The organism is Aromatoleum evansii (genome assembly GCF_012910805.1).
Taxonomy (GTDB): domain Bacteria; phylum Pseudomonadota; class Gammaproteobacteria; order Burkholderiales; family Rhodocyclaceae; genus Aromatoleum; species Aromatoleum evansii.
On record NZ_WTVK01000028.1, the window covers coordinates 30209 to 50877 of the forward strand.

General features: G+C 67.1%; 23 protein-coding genes. 6 read left to right on the forward strand and 17 right to left on the reverse strand.

All coding sequences use genetic code 11. The features are described from left to right. Nucleotides 1-29: 29 nt before the first annotated feature. A complete protein-coding gene (locus GO615_RS15220; RefSeq protein ID WP_211167141.1) occupies nucleotides 30-827 on the forward strand; it encodes a DUF2182 domain-containing protein in 798 nt (265 codons plus the stop codon). 16 nt (nucleotides 828-843) lie between these two features. Here GO615_RS15220 and GO615_RS15225 read toward each other — a convergent pair whose 3' ends face one another. From GO615_RS15225 to GO615_RS15240, 4 genes are all read right to left on the reverse strand, one after another. After that, nucleotides 844-1140, reverse strand: coding sequence for a hypothetical protein (locus GO615_RS15225; protein WP_169129523.1), 297 nt, complete (start codon nucleotides 1138-1140; stop codon nucleotides 844-846). Between the two features lie 67 nt (nucleotides 1141-1207). Further along, nucleotides 1208-2098 (reverse strand): DMT family transporter, encoded by an 891-nt coding sequence (locus GO615_RS15230; RefSeq protein ID WP_169129524.1) that lies wholly within the window; start codon nucleotides 2096-2098, stop codon nucleotides 1208-1210. Between the two features lie 18 nt (nucleotides 2099-2116). Further along, a complete protein-coding gene (locus tag GO615_RS15235; RefSeq protein WP_169129525.1) occupies nucleotides 2117-3655 on the reverse strand; it encodes a helicase HerA-like C-terminal domain-containing protein in 1539 nt (512 codons plus the stop codon). Nucleotides 3656-3723: 68 nt separating this feature from the next. Further along, a complete protein-coding gene (locus GO615_RS15240; protein ID WP_169129526.1) occupies nucleotides 3724-4359 on the reverse strand; it encodes a hypothetical protein in 636 nt (211 codons plus the stop codon). Nucleotides 4360-4541: 182 nt separating this feature from the next. Between GO615_RS15240 and GO615_RS15245 the strand changes: the two genes are divergently transcribed. Further along, nucleotides 4542-5270, forward strand: coding sequence for a YebC/PmpR family DNA-binding transcriptional regulator (locus tag GO615_RS15245; RefSeq protein WP_169129527.1), 729 nt, complete (start codon nucleotides 4542-4544; stop codon nucleotides 5268-5270). 90 nt (nucleotides 5271-5360) lie between these two features. Here the strand turns inward: GO615_RS15245 and GO615_RS15250 are convergent, their stop codons facing one another. The 6 genes from GO615_RS15250 to frdA form a co-directional block, all read right to left on the reverse strand. Beyond that, nucleotides 5361-7373, reverse strand: a complete 2013-nt coding sequence (locus GO615_RS15250) for a cytochrome C (RefSeq protein ID WP_169129528.1) — start codon at nucleotides 7371-7373, stop codon at nucleotides 5361-5363. A 95-nt stretch (nucleotides 7374-7468) separates the two neighbouring features. Further along, complete coding sequence (locus GO615_RS15255) at nucleotides 7469-8770, reverse strand: ethylbenzene dehydrogenase-related protein (RefSeq protein WP_169129530.1); 1302 nt, start codon at nucleotides 8768-8770, stop codon at nucleotides 7469-7471. A 110-nt stretch (nucleotides 8771-8880) separates the two neighbouring features. Then, nucleotides 8881-9237: a fumarate reductase subunit FrdD gene (gene frdD / locus GO615_RS15260; protein WP_169129532.1), complete on the reverse strand. Its 357-nt coding sequence runs from the start codon at nucleotides 9235-9237 to the stop codon at nucleotides 8881-8883. Between the two features lie 8 nt (nucleotides 9238-9245). Beyond that, on the reverse strand, nucleotides 9246-9653 hold the full coding sequence (locus tag GO615_RS15265) for a succinate dehydrogenase/fumarate reductase transmembrane subunit (protein ID WP_169129534.1): 408 nt from the start codon (nucleotides 9651-9653) through the stop codon (nucleotides 9246-9248). Beyond that, nucleotides 9650-10414, reverse strand: a complete 765-nt coding sequence (locus GO615_RS15270) for a succinate dehydrogenase/fumarate reductase iron-sulfur subunit (protein ID WP_169129536.1) — start codon at nucleotides 10412-10414, stop codon at nucleotides 9650-9652. Before GO615_RS15270 ends, GO615_RS15265 begins: the two co-directional genes overlap by 4 nt. Beyond that, complete coding sequence (gene frdA / locus GO615_RS15275) at nucleotides 10407-12209, reverse strand: fumarate reductase (quinol) flavoprotein subunit (RefSeq protein ID WP_169129538.1); 1803 nt, start codon at nucleotides 12207-12209, stop codon at nucleotides 10407-10409. The genes GO615_RS15270 and frdA overlap by 8 nt, the downstream gene beginning before the upstream one ends. Before the next feature lie 329 nt (nucleotides 12210-12538). Between frdA and GO615_RS15280 the strand changes: the two genes are divergently transcribed. Beyond that, complete coding sequence (locus tag GO615_RS15280; RefSeq protein ID WP_169129540.1) at nucleotides 12539-13420, forward strand: DMT family transporter; 882 nt, start codon at nucleotides 12539-12541, stop codon at nucleotides 13418-13420. A 135-nt stretch (nucleotides 13421-13555) separates the two neighbouring features. After that, nucleotides 13556-14941, forward strand: a complete 1386-nt coding sequence (locus tag GO615_RS15285; protein WP_169129542.1) for a dicarboxylate/amino acid:cation symporter — start codon at nucleotides 13556-13558, stop codon at nucleotides 14939-14941. Nucleotides 14942-15042: 101 nt separating this feature from the next. On the opposite strand, the gene GO615_RS15290 is transcribed toward GO615_RS15285, so the two are convergent. Continuing rightward, a complete protein-coding gene (locus tag GO615_RS15290) occupies nucleotides 15043-15963 on the reverse strand; it encodes a hypothetical protein (RefSeq protein ID WP_169129544.1) in 921 nt (306 codons plus the stop codon). A gap of 273 nt (nucleotides 15964-16236) precedes the next feature. On the opposite strand from GO615_RS15290, the gene GO615_RS15295 reads away from it, so the two are divergent. Then, nucleotides 16237-16755, forward strand: coding sequence for a hypothetical protein (locus GO615_RS15295; protein ID WP_169129546.1), 519 nt, complete (start codon nucleotides 16237-16239; stop codon nucleotides 16753-16755). An 87-nt stretch (nucleotides 16756-16842) separates the two neighbouring features. Beyond that, nucleotides 16843-17397 (forward strand): crossover junction endodeoxyribonuclease RuvC, encoded by a 555-nt coding sequence (ruvC, locus tag GO615_RS15300; RefSeq protein WP_169129548.1) that lies wholly within the window; start codon nucleotides 16843-16845, stop codon nucleotides 17395-17397. On the opposite strand, the gene GO615_RS15305 is transcribed toward ruvC, so the two are convergent. The 6 genes from GO615_RS15305 to GO615_RS15330 form a co-directional block, all read right to left on the reverse strand. Continuing rightward, nucleotides 17398-17925: a Gx transporter family protein gene (locus GO615_RS15305; protein ID WP_211167142.1), complete on the reverse strand. Its 528-nt coding sequence runs from the start codon at nucleotides 17923-17925 to the stop codon at nucleotides 17398-17400. It abuts the gene before it with no gap. Continuing rightward, a complete protein-coding gene (locus tag GO615_RS15310) occupies nucleotides 17906-18295 on the reverse strand; it encodes a NusG domain II-containing protein (RefSeq protein ID WP_169129550.1) in 390 nt (129 codons plus the stop codon). Before GO615_RS15310 ends, GO615_RS15305 begins: the two co-directional genes overlap by 20 nt. Continuing rightward, on the reverse strand, nucleotides 18292-19170 hold the full coding sequence (gene rapZ / locus GO615_RS15315; RefSeq protein WP_169129552.1) for an RNase adapter RapZ: 879 nt from the start codon (nucleotides 19168-19170) through the stop codon (nucleotides 18292-18294). Before rapZ ends, GO615_RS15310 begins: the two co-directional genes overlap by 4 nt. A gap of 89 nt (nucleotides 19171-19259) precedes the next feature. Continuing rightward, nucleotides 19260-20180 carry an MBL fold metallo-hydrolase gene (locus GO615_RS15320; protein WP_169129554.1) on the reverse strand — a complete coding sequence of 307 codons (921 nt, stop codon included), beginning with the start codon at nucleotides 20178-20180 and terminating at the stop codon, nucleotides 19260-19262. After that, on the reverse strand, nucleotides 20177-20359 hold the full coding sequence (locus tag GO615_RS15325) for a DUF1289 domain-containing protein (RefSeq protein ID WP_169129556.1): 183 nt from the start codon (nucleotides 20357-20359) through the stop codon (nucleotides 20177-20179). The genes GO615_RS15320 and GO615_RS15325 overlap by 4 nt, the downstream gene beginning before the upstream one ends. After that, nucleotides 20356-20565, reverse strand: coding sequence for a DUF1289 domain-containing protein (locus tag GO615_RS15330; RefSeq protein ID WP_169129558.1), 210 nt, complete (start codon nucleotides 20563-20565; stop codon nucleotides 20356-20358). The genes GO615_RS15325 and GO615_RS15330 overlap by 4 nt, the downstream gene beginning before the upstream one ends. Nucleotides 20566-20669: the final 104 nt, after the last annotated feature.

Below are 20669 nucleotides of genomic sequence, written 5' to 3' on the forward strand. Positions count from 1 at the left end.
CCCCCGTAACCGCCCGATTTTCCGAGTCCATGGCCGCGGCGCAAGCTCCGCTGCGCGCGATCTCCCGGCGCGACACCTTCACCGTCGCGCTGGGAGCGCTTGTGCTCGCCGCGTGGGCGGCCCTGTGGCTGTGGGAGCGCTCGCCCTACGGACGCTACCTCAACCATGCCGAACTCGGCGGCCTCGCGCATGCCGCGTCGGCCGATGCGGTGCTGGCGCAGTCGGCCCTGTACGTCGGCGGCTGGCTGTTGATGACGATCGCGATGATGCTGCCGACGACGCTGCCGCTGCTCGACGCCTTCCGCCGCATGACCGCGTTGCGCGACGACCGCCGCCGGTTGCTCGCCCTGGTGATCGCGAGCTACCTCGGCGTATGGCTCGCGGCGGGCGCCGCGATGCATCTGTTCGATTTCGGCCTGCACGAAGCCTTCGAGCACTTCGCCTGGCTGCAGGCCAATGCATGGGTATTCGGCGCCGCGCCGCTGTTGCTGGCCGGCGCCTTCCAGTTCTCGGACCTCAAGCACCGTTGCCTCGAGCGTTGTCGTGCGCCGGTCGGCTTCGTCATCCAGCACTGGCGCGGTGGCAGCCCCGCGCTCCAGTCGCTGGCGATCGGCGCACACCATGGCCTCTTCTGCGTCGGCTGCTGCTGGGCGCTGATGCTGCTGATGTTCGCAGTCGGCACCGGCAGCATCGGCTGGATGCTCGCGCTCGGCGCCGTGATGGCGATCGAGAAGAACCTGAGCTGGGGTCGCCGCCTCAGCGCGCCGCTGGGCATCGCGCTGCTGCTGTGGGGCGGCGCGATCGCCTTGTCGCAGTTGCTTGCCTGACCCCGCGAGCGGCCGCTCACCCCATGCCGTGACGGCGCATCCAGGCGTGGAAGTCGCGCTTCGCCACCGCACCACGCAGGCGCCCCAGATGCAGCACGAGGTTCTCGACCATGGTGTGCGCCGCGATCGCGGCCATGACCTCCAGCCGGTCCTCGGCGCTCATGCCGTGCTCGGCGAGCCGGTGGTCGATGTCGCAAAAATGGCGCGCCATCAGGCTGCGCGCCTCCTGCTCGCCGATGGCGAGGTCGCCGAAATCGATATGATCCTCGGCTTCGATCTCGGCGATCAGTGACTCGACGGATTCTGGCGTCATGGCAGGACCTCGCACGGACGGTGACACCCCGTTGGACAGCCGCAGCTCGCCACGAGTTGCGCCCCCGTCAGCGCCGCGCCATCACCAGCACACCGGCGATCACCAGCGCCGCCCCGGCGAGTTGGGACAGGCCCAGCACCTCGTCGAGCAGCAGCCAGCCGAGGAAGATCGTCACAACCGGGCCCAGCGTCCCCATCAGCGACACCGGCCCGGCACCGAGGCGACGGATCGCCTCCGACACGAGCCACACCGGCGCCACCGTCGACATGAGCGCCATCGCCACGCCCAACGCATACACCTGCCACGGCTGATCAAGCGCCGAGACGGGCCGCAGAGCGAAGAACTGGCCGATGCACAGCACGCACGCGACGCTCGTCGCGAAAGCGGTCACGCGCATCGCGCCGAGCCGGCCGACGACCTGGCCGTTGCCCATCAGGTACAGCGCGTAGGACAGGGCGCTCGCGAACACCAGCGCGCCGCCGATTGCCACATCCCGCGCATCGCCGGCGACGTGCAGGTCGTGCCCCACCGCCAGCCCGATGCCGCAGTAGCACAGTGCCAGCGCCGCCAGCGTACGCCGGCCGATCGGCTTGGCCAGGAAGAGCGCCGACAGGACGATCACCAGCGTCGGATACAGGAACAGGATCAGGCGCTCGAGCGCAGCGGTGATGTAGCGCAGGCCGAGAAAGTCGAGATAGCTCGACAGGTAGTAGCCGGAAAATCCCAACGCGGCCATCCACAGCCAGTCGCGCCCGTCCATGCGGTGCGTGGCGCGCGCGTCGGCGACCAGCCCCATCACGACGAAGAAGGGCAAGGACAGTCCCATGCGCAGCGCGAGCAGGGTCTCCGCGTCCACGCCATGGCGGTACGCGAGCTTGACGAAGATCGCCTTGAACGAGAATCCGATCGCACCGAGCGTCGCGAACAGCAGCCCGGCACGATTCGAGGCGAGGCTCATCCGCTCAGTTTCGACGCCTCATCGGCGGCGTCCGCCCAACAGCGAGCCCAGCAGCCCGCGAACGATCTCGCGGCCGACGGAGCTGCCGATCGTGCGCACGACGGTCTTCGCAGCGATCTCGACCAGCCCCTCGCGCTTGCCGCCGCGCGGCCCGGTCGAGCCGAACAGGATGTCGCCCATGCCGCCCAGCGCGCCGCCGCCCGTCATGCCGCCGCCCTCCTGCGCCCCGGCAGGCGCCTGACCCGCGGGCGCTCCGGCGGACGCTCCACCCGCGCCGGCGCCAGCCTGTGCGCGCAGCATCTCGTAGGCCGATTCGCGGTCGAGCAGCTTCTCGTAATGACCGTACAGCACCGAGCCCTCGATCGCGGCACGGCGCTCGTCCGCCGTCATCGGACCGAGACGTGACGCCGGCGCGATCACGAAGGCGCGTTCGACCACCTCGGGGCGGCCCTTGTCGTCGAGGAAAGACACCAGCGCCTCGCCGACGCCCAGTTCGGTGATTGCGGTCGCCGCGTCGAAGGCCGGATTCGCGCGCATCGTCTCCGCGGCGGTCTTCACCGCCTTCTGGTCGCGCGGCGTGAAGGCGCGTAGCGCATGCTGCACGCGGTTGCCGAGCTGGCCGAGCACGGTCTCGGGCACGTCGAGCGGGTTCTGCGTCACGAAATACACGCCCACGCCCTTCGAGCGGATCAGACGCACGACCTGCTCGACCTTCTCGACCAGCGCCTTGGGCGCGTCGTTGAACAGCAGGTGCGCCTCGTCGAAGAAGAACACCAGCTTGGGCTTGTCCATGTCGCCGACTTCGGGCAACTGCTCGAACAGCTCCGCCAGCATCCACAGCAGGAAGGTCGAATACAGCTTTGGCGAGTGGTAGAGCTTTTCCGCGGCGAGGATGTTGATCACGCCGCGCCCCTCGCCGTCCGTCTGGATCAGGTCGGCGAGGTCCAGCATCGGCTCGCCGAAAAAGCTGTCGCCGCCTTCCTGCTCGAGCGCGAGCAGGCCGCGCTGGATCGCGCCGATCGAAGCCGCCGACACGTTGCCGTACTCGGTCGTGAAGGACTTCGCGTTGTCGCCCACATGCTGGATCATCGCGCGCAGGTCCTTGAGGTCGAGCAGCAGCATGCCGTTGTCATCGGCGATCTTGAACACCAGCTGCAGCACGCCAGCCTGCGTGTCGTTGAGGTTCAGCAGGCGCGCAATGAGCAGCGGCCCCATGTCGGAGATCGTCGCCCGCACGGGATGGCCGAGATCGCCGAAGACGTCCCAGAACACCACCGGATTCGCACGCGGCGTGTATTCGGTGATGCCCAGCGCGGCGAGGCGCTGCATGAGCTTGTCGGACGCGACGCCGGCCGCGCCGGCCCCCGACAGGTCGCCCTTCACGTCGGCCATGAACACCGGCACGCCGATGGACGAAAAAGCCTCGGCCATCTTCTGCAGCGTCACGGTCTTGCCGGTACCGGTCGCCCCGGTGATCAGGCCGTGGCGGTTGGCCAGGCGGGGCAACAGGGTGATGTCCTTGTTGGTGTTCTTTGCGATCAGCAGCGGCTCGGCCATTTCGGTTGCCTCTCTTGTCTTGTTCGGTCAGTGCGAATTGAGTGTAACAGCGGCACGACGCGCACCGCTCAGGGCGGCGAGCGGAAATCGCACAGGGCGACGCAGCGCTCGTAGGCGTCGTCGCAGGCGGCGTTGCGCGGGGCACAGGCCCGCAGCCGCTCGCCGCAGCCGCGCACACAGGCATTCCATTCGGGCTGAGCCGGGGTCGGCCGCGTGAGCAGGCGCCGGGCTGCGCCTTCGGCGGTGCAGCTGCGCAGCGCGAAGGTCCGCGGCGGCCCCGGGATGAGCGCCCATTCGTCGGTGGAAAACTGCAATTCGCGTTCGAGTGCGTCGATGCGCGCCGCATCGAGCAGGCCGGAACGCAGCAGCGACTCCAGACCGTGACAGTCGGCGCGCCGCACATCGGCCTCCGTGCGTGCGCCATCGACCGCCTGACTGAGGTTGTGGCGGGCGCATTCATGCGCGAACAGGAACAGGCGCGACTCCGGCGTCAGCCGCGGAAGCAGCGTCTCGTTGTAACGGATCTCGGGCGCAGCCCCGGAGCGGCTCACGACCACCCCCTCGAGCGCAGGATCGCTCACCGCGGCCACTGCGCGGCCGGCGGCATCGGTGCAGCCGTGGTAGCTCGTGTGTTCCTGGGCAAACGCCCCTCCCCCCGCGCACAGCTGCGCGATTACCGCGCCCAGCATGAGCTTCCGCCGCATCGTCCCTCCCGTTCCCGCCAAGCCGGCCTTCCGGCAAGGGCAGTCGAAAAATAATGACAGGAATCTACCAGAGGCGGCCGGCTTCGGCACGGATCGCCGCCGGTGAAGATGGGTGCGGCACGCGGGTATAATGCGCGCGGTTCAGTTCATTCAACGCCACCCGGCAGGATTCGAGGTTTTTTATGGCTGGTCATTCCAAATGGGCCAACATCCAGCACCGCAAGGGCCGTCAGGACGCGAAGCGGGGCAAGGTCTTCACCAAGCTGATCAAGGAAATCACCGTCGCCGCGCGCATGGGCGGGGGCGATCCGAACTTCAACCCGCGCCTGCGCCTCGCCGTCGATAACGCGAAGACGCAGAACATGCCGGGCGAGAACATCGACCGCGCGATCAAGCGCGGCACCGGCGAACTCGAGGGCGTGAGCTACGAGGAAGTGCGCTATGAAGGCTACGGCATCGCCGGCGCCGCGGTGATGGTCGACTGCCTCACCGACAACAAGACGCGCACCGTCGCCGACGTGCGCCACGCCTTCTCCAAGTACGGCGGCAACATGGGCACCGACGGCTGCGTGGCGTTCCAGTTCAAGCACTGCGGCCAGCTGATGTTCGCCCCGGGCACGAGCGAGGATGCGCTGATGGAAGCCGCGCTGGAAGCCGGCGCCGAGGACGTCATCCCCAACGATGACGGCTCGATCGAAGTCGTCACCGCCCCGTACGAGTTCTCCGCCGTGAAGGAAGCGCTCGAGAAGGCCGGTTTCAAGGCCGAGTTCGGTGAAGTCACGATGAAGCCGCTCAACGAGACCGAACTCGAAGGCGACGACGCGCTGCGCATGCAGAAGCTGCTCGACGCACTCGACGCGCTCGACGACGTGCAGAACGTGTACACCTCGGCGGTGATCGACGAGGAATAAGCCCCTCATCTCGCTCCGCGCGCGACGCGGAGCACCCAAAGAAACAGGGCCGGATATCCGGCCCTGTTTGCTTTCAGGCTGCCAGCGGCGTCAGTGCGAGCCGAAGAAGCCGATCGCGACCAGGGTCAGCAGCGTCAGGCCGGCCACGATCAGAGTGAAGCCGAGGATCTTCGAGCCCAGCGCCATCGGGCGTGAGGGCGCATCCACGATGTACTTCTCCAGTTCCCCGCTCTTCTGCAGGCGCTCGTACTCGAGCGCGTGCTCGCGGCGGTACTCCTCGACCGACATCGAACCCGTGAACATCACGACCTCCAGTGGGAACTTGTCCGGGCGGAAGTGGTTGTTGAAGAAATGCACGGTGAACAGGAATACCACCGCCAGGAAGGCTTCCTCGCTGTGGAAGATCGCCGCGACGTTGAACACCCAGCCCGGCAGGAAGGTGGCCGTGATCGTCGAGGCCCACATCAGCAATCCGCTCACGCCGATGATGGTCACCCCCCAGAACGGCGCCCAGTAGTCGAACTTCTCCCAGTAGGTCCAGCGGTCGAACACGGGGCGCTCGCCCTTGCCGAAGAACCACTTCAGCATCGCGATGAAGTCCTTGCCGTCCTGCAAACCCGGAACCAGCGAGGTGGGGCCGAAGATGCGGAATTCCTTCCAGTTGCGTGCGAGCTTCAGCGCGACGTAGCCGAGGTGCCAGAAGAACACGGCCGCGAAGATCACCGCATTGACGCGGTGGATCAGCCCCGCGACCTGTGGTCCGCCCAGCGCCTTCATCAACGGTGCGGCCCAGGGGGCGTCCGGATAGAACAGTGGGATGCCCGTAAGCGTCAGGATCATCAGGCTCAGCGCGAACGTGAGGTGAGCGATGCGCCAGGTCGCGGAGAAGCGACGGAAGTGCTTGCCCGCGTGCTTGTCGCCCTGGAGGCCCGGTGCGTCGGTGCGCATGTGCGGGGGCACCTTGCCCTGCTGGCGGTCACGCAGTTCGCGCCAGAACCACAGCAGCGTGTGCAGCCAGAAGAAGCCGAAGGTGCCGAGCAGCAACTGGATCATCAACTGGTTGGCGAGCCACATCTGCGGGTAGCGCTCGAAATCGCCCGTGTGGCCGTGCGGCTGGAAGCTGGCGAATCCGGGCGGCGCCTCAGGCAGGTCCTTCTTGCCGTTGTGGCATTCCTTGCAAGTCTTCATCCGGTTGTCCGGATGCACCTTGGAGTCCGGGTTCTTGACCGCCAGCACGTCGTGGCTGCCGTGGCAGTCGAAGCACTTGGCGGTATAGGCGTAGCCCAGCGTGTTGATCTGGCCGTGGTAGGTCGCCTTGTAGGACTTGAAGTTTTCCTCGTGGCAGTTGCCGCACTCGGCCGTCACCGCGAGCTTGAACGGCGCGAGCGAGGTGTTGCCGACCGCATGGGCGCTATGGCAATCGCTGCACACGGCGGCCTTCGCGTCCTTCTTCTGGAAGATCGCCTCGCCGTGGATCGATTCGGTGAAGGTCTCGAGCGATTCCTCGTGGCAGCTCTTGCCGCAGGTTTCGGGCACGCCCAGGCGCCACTCCGCGTACTGAGGCGAATCCTTGGGCGGGACATTGAAACTATGGCTACTGTGACATTCGTCACAGCTTGCGTTCGGCCGTGTGGGATCGTCGGCGTTCTTGCGCGCGTGGAACGACTCCTTGTACGCGGCGATGTTCTCGGCGACCACGCCGAGGCGCGGCCTGTCCTTCGCGGTCCCGTCCTGCCTGGCGCGCTCCCACAGCTCTTCGTGACAGGACGCGCAGTCCTTGGCCTTCAACGCCGGATCCTTCTTGTGCGTATCGTCCGGTTCGGCGTTGTCGGTGATTTCGGTGTGGCACGCGACGCAATCCATCTTCGCATGCACGCCCTTGGCGAACGCATCGGGCGGAATGGAATGCAGTTCGCGCGACTCGCCGTCGGTGCCGGGCACCTCGATGGCATCCTTGCTGCCGTCGTGGCAGCTCAGACACTTCGCATTCTCCAGTCCGGCAGGAGCCGCCGCGGCTGGCCCGGCGACGGCAATACACAGGGATGCCAGCAGGGCGGCGGCGGCAGCGCGAAAGTCGACGATTCTCAGGCTCGGGCTCTTCATCGGCAGGTGTCCATGAAAACGCCGCGGCGAGCGCGGCGCAATCCGTTGCGACCGGCCGACGCCCCATACTGCAGGCATCGGCCCTCGGTGCTGCGTTACGGCAACTTCACCGCCTTGATGTCGGCCTTGGCCCCGAACCCGATCGTCTTCACGAACGAAACCTGGTGGCCGCGCGTGGTGATGTTGTCATCATGCACAGCAAAGCCGACATTGTATACACCTCCCGCCTTCAGGGTCTTGTCGTCGTCGTTCGTGAGCCCCAGCGGACGGATCATGACGACCGTCCATACCCCGTCCTTCCAGCTCGCGATCGCCTTGTTGTCGGCGGCCGAGCCCTTGGCGTCCTCACGGCTGACGACGTAGTCGGGGATCATGTCGCCTTCCTTCCAGCCCGCGTTCGGGTCGAAGGGCACCGCGTTCTTCTCGCGGATCAGGTGGTGCTCCCCCTGACGCAGTTGGTCGACGGTGATCGACTTGTAGCCGACCTTGCTCACGTCCCACATGAACTTCGGCTGGTGTGTCTTGGCGTCGGCGTTGCTGCCGAACATGTCCTTGCCGGCGTCGCTGTTGCGGAACTCGAGCACGTAGCCGTCGTCGGTCATGCCGACGGGGTTGCTGCGATGCGCGCGCCACTGGATGAGGTCGACGAAGCCACCGGCGGCCTTGAGCTTCGCAATCTCCTCGATGCTCTTGCCGGTCTTCCAGTCGGACGGGTCGGTGCGCGTGTCGGGCAGGTACTTGCGCACGTCGCGCTTCTTGATCGCCTGCAGCAGCGCGTTGTTGGCCACCTCGTCCTTGGTGAACTGCTTGCCCATGTCGCGCTGGCCGTCATGGCAGGTGAGCCAGCAGCCCTGGTTCGCGAAGCCGGGCACCTTGCCGTCGTCGATCATGACCGACATGCGGTCCTCGTAGATGCCCATCTCGGTGCCATCCTGCACCGGCTTGTCGAGCCTGGGATAGCCGAAGACCTTCCACTCCTTGCCGTCGAAGCGCAGGTACTGGTGTTCGTTGCCCGGATAGGCGTTGTCCGTGTGCCACTGGAAGCGCAGATAGGCGTTCTTGCTGTCATAGGCCGCCTGCACCTTGAGCGCCTTGTAGCCGGACTTGCCCTTCACCGGGCGCGGCTCGAGCCGGCCGCCCTTGACGATTTCCTCGCCGATGTCCTTTTCGGCGTCCTCCTCGTCGTGGCACGAGGTACAGGAATCGCCGCGCTTGACCTCCTTCACCGCCCCCTCGTGCGCCTCGGTGCGCAGCCATTCGTAGGACGACTGCCCGGGGAAGAACAGCGGCACGGTCACCGTCGGAATCTTGCCCCAATTGATCTTCGCCGGATCGGCGGCCTGCGCCGCCCCCATGCCGAGAACCGCCAGGCCGACCAGCAGTACCGATTTTTTCATTTGAGTTCCCCTACTTGTTTAGAGTTATGAGCGCCCGACGGATCGGGCGTGCAGATTCCGCGGATCGACGCCCGCTTCATGGGAAGGACAGCTCGCACTGCGAGTTGCTCTCAGAATCCGACTGCCAGCAACGCCCCTGCGGCGAGCAGCGTGGCGAGCACGGCCAGGCCGTAGCACGCGAAACGGGTCGCGCTAGCCGCATGCACGCCGAGGTCGTGCAGGCTGTGGTAGATGCGGTGCATGGCGTGCCACATGAACAGGGCGACGACGACGAACAGCAGGCCCTTGCCGGCCCAGTGCTGCGCGAAGGCATGCATGTGCGACCAGCTCATCGCATCCGCGGGAAGGATGATCCCGAGCGGCACCGCAATGCCGGTGACGAACACGAGCACCGGACCGAAGAGCGCCGCGAGCATGCCGCCGGCGCCGAAAAGGCCCCAGAAGATGGGCGCATTGGAGCGTTTCATCGCCGGTTTCATCGCGTCGCCCCCCACACCGCGGCCAGCACGGCGACACTGCAGACCGCCGCGACAGCCACGCCGCAGGCCGTGATCACCCCCGGCGCCAAGCGCTTTCCGCCGACAACGAGCGGCGGCATGGTCTTGGGCATGATGCGGAACCAGGTCCAGCAGTGGTACGAGATCGCCGCGAGCAGGACGAGGTGGAAGATGACGGACAAGGGGCTACGCAGCGCCTCCAGCCAGCCGTTCCATGCCGATTCGCCCTGCGCCAGCCGCAGCAGACCGACGAGCAGGATGAGGGCGTAGGCAGCGACGAAGAGCGCCGTCGCCTCGTGCACCATGTACTCGACGAAGTACGGATTGCGGCGCCACCAGCCGGCCATCGGCCGCACATAGGGGCGGCGCGGATCGGACGTATTCACTTTGCACCTCCCTTCGGGCGGGCAAGCCGCAGGAAGTAGTCGCCCGCCGCGCGCGTCTTGTTCTGGTTCACGGCATTGGCCGGATCGACGTGCTTCGGGCACACCTCGGAGCAGTAACCGACCGCAGTGCAGTTGAAGACGCCTGCTTCCGACCCGGCGATCTCCATGCGCTCGGCGGCGGCGCCGTCGCGCGAATCTGCGTTGTAGCGGTGCAGCAGGGCCATGATGCCCGGCCCGACGAAGTCCGGATTGAGGCCGTACTGGGGACATGCGGCGTAGCACAGCAGGCAGTTGATACAGGAACTGAACTGCTCGTACACGTCGAGCTGCGCGGGCGTCTGCAGGTACTCGCCCTGCGCGATGGACCGTTGTTCCTTCGGGATGATCCACGGCTTGATGCTTTCGAGCTTGGCGAGGAAGTCGTCCATGCGGATCACCAGATCGCGCTCGACCGGGAAGTGGGCGAGCGCCTCGACGCGCACGGCTCCGGCAGGGAAATCGCGCAGGAAGGTCTTGCACGCGAGGCGCGGCTCGCCGTCTATCATCATCCCGCAGCTGCCGCAGATCGCCATGCGGCAGGACCAGCGGAAGCTCAGGGTGCCGTCGAGCCAGTCCTTGATGTACTGCAGGCCCTGCAGCACCGACATGTCGTCGCTGAAGGGAACCTCGTAAGCTTGCAGGAAGGGCTCCTCGTCCTGCTCGGGACGATAGCGCAGGACCTCGATGCGGATGACCTTCCCGTTCCTGTGCGATTCAGACACGGTTCGCCCCTCCCTGCTGTGCCGCCTGCTCCTGCTCCGCTTTCTCGCCCGCGGCGCCGTAGGCGCGGGTGCCCGGGGGCAGGCGCGTGATCTTCACGTCGCCATAGCCGATGCGCGGGGCGTCGGCGCCGGCGTGATGAGCGAGCGAGTGCCTGAGGAAATTGACGTCGTCGCGCTCGCCGAAACCGTCCAGCCGCTGGTGCGCGCCGCGCGACTCGCGCCGCTCGAGCGCCGACCACGCCATCGCCTGCGCGACCTCGAGCTGATACCCGAGCTCGATGGCGAGCAGCCAGTCGGTGTTCCACACGCTCGAGCGGTCCTCGACCTTGACCTTGCGGTAGCGCTCGCGCAGCTCCGCCAGCTTGTCGCAGGTCGCCTGCATGGTGTCGGCCTGACGGTAGATGCCGCAACCGTCCTCCATGCTCTGTGCCATCTCCTTGCGCAGCGTGGCGATGCGCTCGGTGCCGGAAGTGTTTGTCACGAGATCGAGCGCACGCTGCTGCGACGCCTCGGCCTGTTTCAGCAACACATCCGTCGGACCGGACGCGACCGAACGGGCGAACGCGGCGGCCTCGACCCCCGCGGTCTTGCCGAACACGCACAGTTCGGCGAGCGAGTTCGAGCCGAGGCGGTTGGCGCCGTGAATGCCGACGCTGGAACATTCGCCGGCCGCGTACAGCCCCGGCAGCGGCGCGGCACACCGGCCGTCGACGAGGATGCCGCCCATCGTGTAATGCACGGCGGGCCGCACCGGGATCGGCGTCTTCGCCGGATCGACGCCGAGGAATTCCTCGGCCAGTTCGTAGATCTGCGGCAGGCGCTCGCGCAGCTTGGCTTCGCCGAGGTGGCGCAGGTCCAGATGCACGACCGCCCCGTGCGGGCCGTCTATCGTGCGGCCTTTCTGCTGCTCGTACCAGAAGGCCTGGCTGAGGCGGTCGCGGGGCCCCAGTTCCATCGCCTTGTTGCGCGGCGTCGGCTCGGCCGGCCCAAGGCCGTAGTCCTGCAGGTAGCGGTAACCGTCGCGATTCAGCAGGAAGCCGCCCTCGCCGCGGCACGCCTCGGTGAACAGCAGGCCCGTGCCCGGCATGCAGGTGGGGTGGTACTGGACGAATTCCATGTCGCGCAGCGGCACGCCGTGGCGGTACGCGAGCGCCATGCCGTCGCCGGTGACGATGCCGCCGTTGGTGTTCTCGCGGAACACGCGCCCGGCGCCGCCGGTGGCGAGAATCACCGCGTTGGCCTGGATCAGCGTGAAGCGGCGCGACGCGATGTCGACGACGACGACGCCCTGCACCCGCCCGTCCTCGACGACTAGGTCGAGGCAGAAATGCTCGTCGAAGCGACGGATCGAGGGGTACTTGAGCGAGGTCTGGAACAGCGTGTGCAGCATGTGGAAGCCGGTCTTGTCGGCGGCGAACCACGTGCGCTCGATCTTCATGCCGCCGAAGGCGCGCACGTTGATGTGGCCATCCGGCTTGCGGCTCCACGGACAGCCCCAGTGCTCGAGCTGCACCATCTCCTCGGTGCAGCGGGCGACGAAGTCCTCGACGACGTCCTGCTCGCACAGCCAGTCGCCGCCGGCAACGGTATCGTGGAAATGGTGTTCGAGGCTGTCGTGGGCCTGCACGACGCCGGCCGATCCACCCTCGGCCGCCACGGTGTGGCTGCGCATCGGGTAGACCTTGGAGACCAGCGCGATCTTCAGCGACGGGTCGGTCTCGGCAGCCGCGATCGCGGCACGCAGGCCCGCTCCGCCCGCACCGACGATGGCGACGTCTGCCTTCCAGGCATCCATGACGCATTCCCCCCTTGTGGGTGGGCCCGGCAATGGCGCGGGCACCGAAGAATCGCTGCTGTGCCCGAAAGGGAATCGACACGCCTTTCGGGTGCGAAAACGACCATGTTCTTCTTATATACCGACGTCACGAAACGTACTATGACGTTGTTGCGATCCAGTGTAACTCCCGCCTTGCATACCCACAATGCAGCGGTGGTTGAAAAATGCCCGGCATGCGAGAAAATTCATCGAGCAGCCGGTCAGCAAAGGCACGCAGGCATCAACGTGCATGTAAGATCGGACAATTCCGCCCCGCCGGGCCCGCCCACGCACGTTCCCGACACCTCATGGCCGCCCTCCATCCCCGCCTGACCGCCGCAGCCCCGCTCCTCTTCGTCCTGCTGTGGAGCACCGGCTTCATCGGCGCCAAGTTCGGCCTGCCCTTCGCGGAGCCGCTGACCTTCCTGAGCACCCGCTACGTACTGGTGATCACGCTGATGGGCGCGCTGGCATTCGCGATGCGCGCCCCCTGGCCCCGCGACTGGCGTCAGGTGGTGCACATCGGCGTGGCCGGCCTGCTGGTGCAGGCGACCTATCTCGGCGGGGTGTTCATGTCGATCGATCGCGGCCTGCCCGCGGGCGTCTCGTCCCTGGTCGTCGGCATGCAGCCGCTGCTGACCGCGCTCGGCGCCGGCTGGCTGCTGGGCGAGCGGGTCACCCCGCGCCAGTGGGCGGGGCTGGTGCTGGGCTTCGTCGGTGTCACGCTGGTGGTGAGCAACAAGGTCGCGGTCGGCGCATCGGCGGCGGAACTGGGGTGGATGCTGACGCCGGCCCTGACGGCGCTGGCCGGCATCACCGTCGGCACGCTCTACCAGAAGCGCTTCTGCCCGAGCTTCGACCTGCGCACCGGCTCGGTCGTGCAATTCATCCCCAGCCTGGTCGTCACCAGCCTCCTCGCGCGTGGCACCGAGACGATGCACATCGACTGGAGCGGCCAGTTCGCGTTCGCGCTGCTGTGGCTGGTGCTGGTGCTCTCGCTCGGCGCGATCAGCCTGCTCAACCTGCTGATCCGCAGCGGCAGCGCCGTGAACGTGGCCAGCCTGTTCTACCTTACGCCGCCGACCACCGCGCTGATGGCCTGGCTGCTGTTCGGCGAGACCCTCACCGGCCTCGCGCTCGCCGGCATGGCCGTCGCCGTGCTGGGCGTGTGGCTCGCACGCAAGGTGTGAACGGCCCCGGCCCGCGCCGGAAAACATCCGTGCTTTCCGCAATGCGGCTATCCGCAATGCGGATGTTCACACTGCCCACCTTCCCTCCCGGCCGAAATAATCGCGCCCACACGCAGTACATAACAGGAGAGGGAATTGGCAAAGAAACCGTTTTACACGTCGCTGTACTTCCAGGTCATCGTCGCCATCGTGATCGGCGTGCTGCTGGGGCACTTCTACCCGCAGACCGGCGCCGCGATGAAACCGCTGGGTGACGGCTTCATCAAGCTGATCAAGATGATCATCGCCCCGATCATCTTCTGTACCGTCGTCGTCGGCATCGCCGGCATGGAGGACATGAAGAAGGTCGGCAAGACCGGCGGCTTCGCGCTGCTGTATTTCGAGATCGTCAGCACCATCGCACTGATCGTCGGACTCGTGATCGTCAACGTGGTCAAGCCGGGCGCCGGCATGAACATCGACGTGACGACGCTGGACACGAAGGCGATCGCCGCCTATACCGACCCGTCGAAGATGCAGAGCACGACGGACTTCCTGCTGCACGTGATCCCGACCACCGTGGTCGACGCCTTCGCGAAGGGCGAGATCCTGCAGGTGCTGCTGTTCTCCGTGCTGTTCGGCTTCGCGCTGCACAAGTTCGGCGGCCGCGGCACGCTGGTGTTCGACTTCATCGAGAAGTTCTCGCACGTGCTGTTCGGCATCGTCGGCTACATCATGAAGGTCGCCCCGATCGGCGCCTTCGGCGCGATGGCCTTCACCATCGGCAAGCACGGCGTCGGCGCGCTGGCGCAGCTGGGCATGCTGATGGCGACCTTCTACCTGACCTGCATCGTCTTCATCTTCGGCGTGCTGGGGGCGATCGCCAAGGCGCACGGCTTCTCGGTCGTGAAGCTGATCCGCTATATCAAGGAAGAGCTGCTGATCGTGCTGGGCACCTCGTCGTCGGAATCGGCGCTGCCGCGCCTGATGGCGAAGATGGAGAACCTCGGCTGCAAGAAGTCGACGGTCGGCCTGGTGGTCCCGACGGGCTACTCGTTCAACCTCGACGGCACCTCGATCTACCTGACGATGGCGGCCGTGTTCATCGCCCAGGCGACCAACACCCCGCTCGACATCACGCAGCAGCTGACCCTGCTCGCGGTGCTGCTGCTGACCTCGAAGGGCGCGGCCGGCATCACCGGCAGCGGCTTCATCGTGCTCGCGGCGACGCTGTCGGCCGTCGGCGGCGTACCGGTCGCGGGCCTCGCGCTGATCCTCGGCATCGACCGCTTCATGTCGGAAGCTCGTGCGCTGACCAACCTGATCGGCAACAGCGTGGCGACCGTGGTCGTCGCCAAGTGGTGCAAGGACGTCGACATGAAGGTGCTCAACAGCCACCTGAACAACGAGACCGTCGAGGAAGCCGACGATCCCGAAGCCGTGCTCGACCTGCAGGACGCGCACATGGACGTTCGCCCGGCCGTGGCCAGGGTGGAAGAAGCCACCGAAATGCCGCCGCTCGCCGTGCCCGCCCGCGCGTAAGCACGCCGCCTGCGGCAGCGGGAAGCAAATCGGCCCGCCGGCACATGCCGGCGGGCCGATTTATTTACCATACGGGGCCGGGACTCCCGCCCGGCTCCGCGTCAGCCCGGCAGCAGCACGCCGGCGTTGCGGATGGCCTTCTGGTACTCGGCGGTCGATTCGTCGATCGTCTTCAGCGCATTGTCGAATTCGCTGCGCTTGGCTTGCGCATCGGCGTCGGCACGCAGCTTGGCGGCACGGTCGAGCGTTCCCTTGAGCTGCGCCTCGCGGGCACTGCCGTTGGGCACCAGCATCGGAATCAGCAGGCGGTAGGTCTCGTTGCGATCCTGCTCGTAGCGGTATTCGTCGCCCTTGCTGTCGAACTGCAGCGTGCGCACGAGCGTTTCGCCGCCGCGCAGACGTTCGATCTGCACCTTGGTGCGCAGGTAGGCGTGGTCGAGGATCGCGCGACCGCGGCGCGTATTGTCGGCGTGCTCGGCATCGGCGTCGGCCATCAGCTTGTCGACGACCTTCACCTCGGCCCGGCCCTTGTCGTCGTTCTTTTCCTCGGCGATGCGCACCAGCGCATCACGCAGGGCCTTGGTGGAGTCCTTGCGTGCGGCGTATTCCTTCTGCTCGCGCGGATCCGCTGCGGCGGCCGGCGCCGCCGGCTTGGCGCCGTTCGCCGCGGGTTTAGTGAGTTCGGCGATGGAGAGCGCCGCACCGAGGTAGGCGTCCTCGAGGAGCAGGCGCGCATCGAGGGTCTTCCCTTCTGCCGCAGCCGCCTCGGCCTGCTTGATCTTGGCCTCGTTGTCCTGCACGGCGCGCGCATTGTCCACCTTGCGTTGCTCGCCGACACGCTTGAGCGCCTTGTTCAGTTCCTTGGTGCTTTCGAGCTTGCGTGCGAACTCGCTCTTCATCCGCGCCTCCTCGGCGGCCACGACGCGGGCCGACTGCACGTCGGCGAGCGCATCGGCCGTCATCAGGAAGCCCGCGCTTGCGACCAGTGCGGCGCCGAGGGCGTGTTTCGATCCTTTCATCATGCGTATCCCCTTGTTTTGCGTATTCCGGTGCATCAGCCTCCCCCGCTTCCTGCCTCCCGTGGCTTCAATCCGGAAGCGGGACGGGACGGTCTCGCCGCCCATGACGAAAGTCTAGCCTATTGGCCATGGCGCGATCATGGGTTTGGTCAAATTGCCCGCAGTTTCCGACGATTCGGGCGCCTGCGGAATATTGCGCGGGGTCGTCGCGTTCACCATTTGCCCGCAGACAAGCTTCGCCTGACGCGGCGCCCTACCCCCAACAAGGAGACGAAAATGAAACGACTCGCACTGACGGGCATCTGCATGCTGGCCGCAACCGGACTGATGAGTTCTGCGGCGATGGCCGCGGGCGGCCAGGACAAGATCCTCGAGTTCGACACGATGGTCGGGGTGTCGCGCCCCTATACCGGAACAGCGAACCCGATCCGCGGCGTGAACGGCGGAGGGCTTCCGTGGGTGATCGGCCCCGTCGAGGGCGAACTCACCATCGACGGAAAGCTGGAGATCCGCGTCACAGGGTTGGTGTTCGCCGACGATCCGGCCGTACCGATTCAGAACCGGGGCAGGAATACGGTCCCCAATTTCCGTGCCATCGTGAGCTGCCAGACCGTGAATATGCAGACGGATCCGCCCAGCCCGCAGGTGCTGAACGTCACGACCGGACTCTTCCCCGCCACCGAGGCGGGCAACGCCTATATCGAAGCGCAAGTGGACCTGCCCCAGCCCTGCATCGCGCCGATCATCTTCGTGACGAATCCGAACGGCGCGTGGTTCGCGGCGACGGGCATGTGAGCTTGCCACGCCGCCCACAGGACCTCCGAAGCCGAGGCTGAGCAGCGGGTGCGGGGGGGACACGCGGCCTTCCTTTAGAATGCGCGGATGAAGGAAATCTCCGCATCGCGCATCGTCGCCACCCGCATCCTCGGCCTGGACCCGGGGCTGCGCATCACGGGTTTCGGCGTCATCGACAAGCTCGGCAGCCAACTGCGCTACGTCGCGAGCGGCTGCATCCGGACGCGCGACGGGGAACTACCGGGGCGGCTGAAGACGCTGCTCGACGGCGTGCGGGAAGTCGTCGCGACCTACACGCCGGACCAGGCCGCAGTGGAGAAGGTGTTCGTGAACGTGAACCCCCAATCCACGCTGCTGCTCGGGCAGGCGCGCGGCGCGGTGATCTGCGGTGCCGTGTCCTGCGACCTGCCGGTGCATGAGTACACCGCGCTGCAGGTCAAGCAGGCGGTGGTCGGCTACGGCAAGGCGAACAAGGAACAGGTGCAGCACATGGTGCAGCGCCTGCTCGCGCTCGACGGCAGCCCCAGCCCGGACGCCGCAGACGCGCTCGCGTGCGCGATCTGCCACGCGCATGGCGGCGAAGGGCTTGCGGGCGGAATCGGCGGGCGCCGGCGCGCCGGACGCATCCTCGTCATGCCGTGATCAGTTCGTCCCCGAGACCGGACCCTGCATCAGCTTCGCGGCCACCAGTCCATTGACCAGGCCGAACACCGTCGCGGCGAGGGCGAATACCGGCACGAGGTAGAACACGCCGTCGTGGGGCACGAGCCACAAGCGCGCGAGCACGAGCTGCCCGCCGATATGCGCGAAGGCGGCGAACACGCTGAGGCTGACGGGGCCGAACCAGCGGCGCGGCAGGTGCATCGCAAGGCCGAGCGTGGCGAGGCTGGCGAGCGAACCGGCGAGGCTGAGGAAAAAGCCCGGCGCGAAGAGCTGGCCGAGCAACAGGCTGCCGGCGAACACGCGCAGCAGCGCCACCCATACGGCGTCGCGCCAGCCCCAGCGCGCCAGCACGATCAGCGTCACGATGTTGGCCAGGCCCGGCTTCACGCCCGGCAGCGGCAGCGGAATCGCGGCCTCGGCGACGGTGAGCACGATCGCGGCGGCGGCCAGGCGCGCGATGCGCCGGTCGTCCGCGGTCGGGACGATCTCAATAGTTGAGGGAGTCATAGTCCGCGGCACCGCCGGCGAGGCTCAGGGACACCTGGTTGGGGGCGCAGATCGCCACCGCCCCCGAGCGCGTCAGCCAGCCCTGGCGCACGCAGTACTGGCGCGGCCCGGGATCGGATGCGACGCGTGCGCGGCCCGGCTCGATCTCGATGCGGGTGATGCCGAGCGGGCCGGGCACCTCGACCACCTGCGCGCGCGCGAGCCCCGTTTCCGCGAAGACCTTGCCGCCCGCGCGCACGACCACCCTGTCCGGCGCCCCGCCACGCCACAGCGCCAGCGCCGACAATACGCACAGCGACAACGCACCGGCGAGCACGAGCCAGTCGCCCGGCCGCAGCAGGACGACCCACTCGGACAGACGCGCCCTCACTGGTCCGCCGGTCGCGCCGCGTGGTCCAGCGCACGCCGCACGGCCGAGCGATGGCGCACCAGCACGCGCACGGACCCGGCAAAGTGCTGCCCCAGCTTCTCGGCGAGGTACACCGAGCGGTGCTGTCCCCCGGTGCAGCCGATGGCGACGGTGAGATAGCTGCGGTTGTCGCGCGCGTAGCTGGGCAGCCAGTTGGCGACGAAGCTGCGGATGTCCTCGTACATGCGCGCGACTTCGGGCATGTTCTCGAGGAAGTCGATCACCGGCTTGTCCTTGCCGGTGAAGGGTCGCAGCAGCGGGTCGTAATGGGGATTGGGCAGGCAGCGCACGTCGAACACGTTGTCGGCGTCCAGCGGAATGCCGTACTTGAAGCCGAAGGACTGGAACATCAGCGTGAGCCCCGCGGTCGCCTCGATCTGCATGAAGTCCTTGATCCACGCGCGCAGGGTATTCGCCTGCAAGTCGCTGGTGTCGATGCGGTGGCCCAGCGCGGCGACCGATTCGAGTGCGTCGCGCTCCTTCTGGATCGCCTCTTCGAGCGAGACCTCGTCACTTGCAAGCGGATGGCGCCGGCGCGTTTCCGAGAAGCGCGCGATCAACGCATCGTCACGCGCTTCGAGGAAAAGCACGCGCAGGTCGCCGACCGTCCGGCGCAGGTCTTCCACCTTCTGCGGCAAGGCCGCGATGTTGGCGCCGGAGCGCACGTCGACCGCGACCGCGACACGCCCGTGGCCCAGCCGCCGCAATTCCGCAACGAGCTTGGGCAGCAGGCTCGCCGGCAGATTGTCTACCGCGTAATAGCCAGCGTCTTCGAGCACCTTGAGTGCGACGCTCTTCCCGGAACCCGACAAGCCGCTGATAAGGACGATCTGCATGACCCTGAACTCCGCGTGGATCAGCGATTATCGCCAAAGCGCGCCTCCCCGGCCAGCGCGGAACGCCCCTTTCTACGACTAAAGTCAGATCAGGCCGCGACCAGCAGCTCGCCCTCGCGCCGCGCCACCCCGGCCCGCGTGAGCTCGGCGACCAGCCAGTCGGCGAGGGTTTCGGGCGCGAGTCCGAGGAAGCGCGCGTTGGCTTCGCGGTACAGCGGCACGCCGTCCAGATGTTCCGCGAGCGCGTCGATCCGCATGCTGCGCGCATCGAGCAGCGAGAAGGTCATGCAGGCGCGGATCGCGTTGCGCGCCATGCGCGCACCATCCTCCTCGAACGCCCGCAGGCGGGCGAAGGCGCGCGCGAGGGCGTCGTCGAACTCGACGAAGGGTGCGCCATGGCCGGGGATGACGACATCCACCGCCAGGCGTGCGATGGCCTCCAGCGTGCGCCGCGTCGCGCCGATGCCGTCGCCGGTCCCCAGCACCTCGGCGAACAGGATGCCGAAGCCGTCGCGCCACAGCGCGTCGCCGGAGATCAGGATGCGCCGATCCGCGTTGTGGAAGACCAGCGCGTCCATGTCGTGACCGGGTGCGGCGATCGCCTGCCACGCGAGGCCGCCCATCTGCAGCATGTCGCCCGGATGGAGCGCGCGATCGGCGTGGAAGCGCTCGGCGCTCTGCGCCGCGGTGGTCAGCAGCAGTGCGTCCTCGTCCCACGCCGCGACCGAGGGCAGCATGCCCGCGGGGACGCTGATCGAGCAGCCGAAGGTGCGCTGCAGTAGGGCATTGCCGCCGATGTGGTCGGAATGCGAGTGCGTGTTTACGAGCTCGGCGAGCCGCCGTCCCGCCAGCACCTCGCGCAGCAGCGCGACGGTCTGCTCGCCGTGGCTGACGTAGCCGCTGTCCACCACGGTCGCCCGGTCGCCGTCGATCAGGACGATGTTGTTGGCCGACAGCCAGCCGCGTTCGAGCACGCGGATGGTGTCGGGCAACGCGGCTGCGGCGCTCATTCGGAACCCTCGCCGACCTGCGCGGCGACGTTGGCGGGCAGCGGCGCGGGTTTCGGCGCTTCGGCCGGGGCCGGCGGCACCGGCACACCGTTGATCTCCTCGGGGGTGCGACCGCAGCCGAGGCACACGCCGGAGTCCCAGTCGATCATGCACACGCCGACACACAAGGGCTCGCTCATGCGCCCTCCTTCAGTGTCGCGGTCGGCGCCGCAGCGCCGCCCAGGGTCACCCGACGCCGGGCGATGAGTTCGAGGATGCGCTGCTTGTCGGAGTCGTCGCTGCGGCTCCAGCGCGCTATCTCGTCAAGGCTGCGGAAACAGCCTTCGCACAGGCCGGTCGTCGCGCTCATGCGACAGAGGTTGATGCAGGGCGATGCGATGCTCATGTCGGGGTCGGGGGTCTTATTGAGGTAGCGGGTGCGGCTCGTTGTCGTATTTGGTCTGCCGCGACCCGATCGAGTTCATTATCAGGGAGAAATCGGATACTCCG

What these genes read in the sequence shown, in the direction of transcription:
- GO615_RS15220 (WP_211167141.1), top strand. Translation starts at nt 30, where the DNA reads ATGGCCGCGGCGCAAGCTCCGCTGCGCGCGATCTCCCGGCGCGACACC.
- GO615_RS15225 (WP_169129523.1), bottom strand. Translation starts at nt 1,140, where the DNA reads ATGACGCCAGAATCCGTCGAGTCACTGATCGCCGAGATCGAAGCCGAG.
- GO615_RS15230 (WP_169129524.1), bottom strand. Translation starts at nt 2,098, where the DNA reads ATGAGCCTCGCCTCGAATCGTGCCGGGCTGCTGTTCGCGACGCTCGGT.
- GO615_RS15235 (WP_169129525.1), bottom strand. Translation starts at nt 3,655, where the DNA reads ATGGCCGAGCCGCTGCTGATCGCAAAGAACACCAACAAGGACATCACC.
- GO615_RS15240 (WP_169129526.1), bottom strand. Translation starts at nt 4,359, where the DNA reads ATGCGGCGGAAGCTCATGCTGGGCGCGGTAATCGCGCAGCTGTGCGCG.
- GO615_RS15245 (WP_169129527.1), top strand. Translation starts at nt 4,542, where the DNA reads ATGGCTGGTCATTCCAAATGGGCCAACATCCAGCACCGCAAGGGCCGT.
- GO615_RS15250 (WP_169129528.1), bottom strand. Translation starts at nt 7,373, where the DNA reads ATGAAGAGCCCGAGCCTGAGAATCGTCGACTTTCGCGCTGCCGCCGCC.
- GO615_RS15255 (WP_169129530.1), bottom strand. Translation starts at nt 8,770, where the DNA reads ATGAAAAAATCGGTACTGCTGGTCGGCCTGGCGGTTCTCGGCATGGGG.
- frdD (WP_169129532.1), bottom strand. Translation starts at nt 9,237, where the DNA reads ATGAAACGCTCCAATGCGCCCATCTTCTGGGGCCTTTTCGGCGCCGGC.
- frdA (WP_169129538.1), bottom strand. Translation starts at nt 12,209, where the DNA reads ATGGATGCCTGGAAGGCAGACGTCGCCATCGTCGGTGCGGGCGGAGCG.
- GO615_RS15280 (WP_169129540.1), top strand. Translation starts at nt 12,539, where the DNA reads ATGGCCGCCCTCCATCCCCGCCTGACCGCCGCAGCCCCGCTCCTCTTC.
- GO615_RS15290 (WP_169129544.1), bottom strand. Translation starts at nt 15,963, where the DNA reads ATGATGAAAGGATCGAAACACGCCCTCGGCGCCGCACTGGTCGCAAGC.
- GO615_RS15295 (WP_169129546.1), top strand. Translation starts at nt 16,237, where the DNA reads ATGAAACGACTCGCACTGACGGGCATCTGCATGCTGGCCGCAACCGGA.
- ruvC (WP_169129548.1), top strand. Translation starts at nt 16,843, where the DNA reads ATGAAGGAAATCTCCGCATCGCGCATCGTCGCCACCCGCATCCTCGGC.
- GO615_RS15305 (WP_211167142.1), bottom strand. Translation starts at nt 17,925, where the DNA reads ATGACTCCCTCAACTATTGAGATCGTCCCGACCGCGGACGACCGGCGC.
- rapZ (WP_169129552.1), bottom strand. Translation starts at nt 19,170, where the DNA reads ATGCAGATCGTCCTTATCAGCGGCTTGTCGGGTTCCGGGAAGAGCGTC.
- GO615_RS15320 (WP_169129554.1), bottom strand. Translation starts at nt 20,180, where the DNA reads ATGAGCGCCGCAGCCGCGTTGCCCGACACCATCCGCGTGCTCGAACGC.
- GO615_RS15325 (WP_169129556.1), bottom strand. Translation starts at nt 20,359, where the DNA reads ATGAGCGAGCCCTTGTGTGTCGGCGTGTGCATGATCGACTGGGACTCC.
- GO615_RS15330 (WP_169129558.1), bottom strand. Translation starts at nt 20,565, where the DNA reads ATGAGCATCGCATCGCCCTGCATCAACCTCTGTCGCATGAGCGCGACG.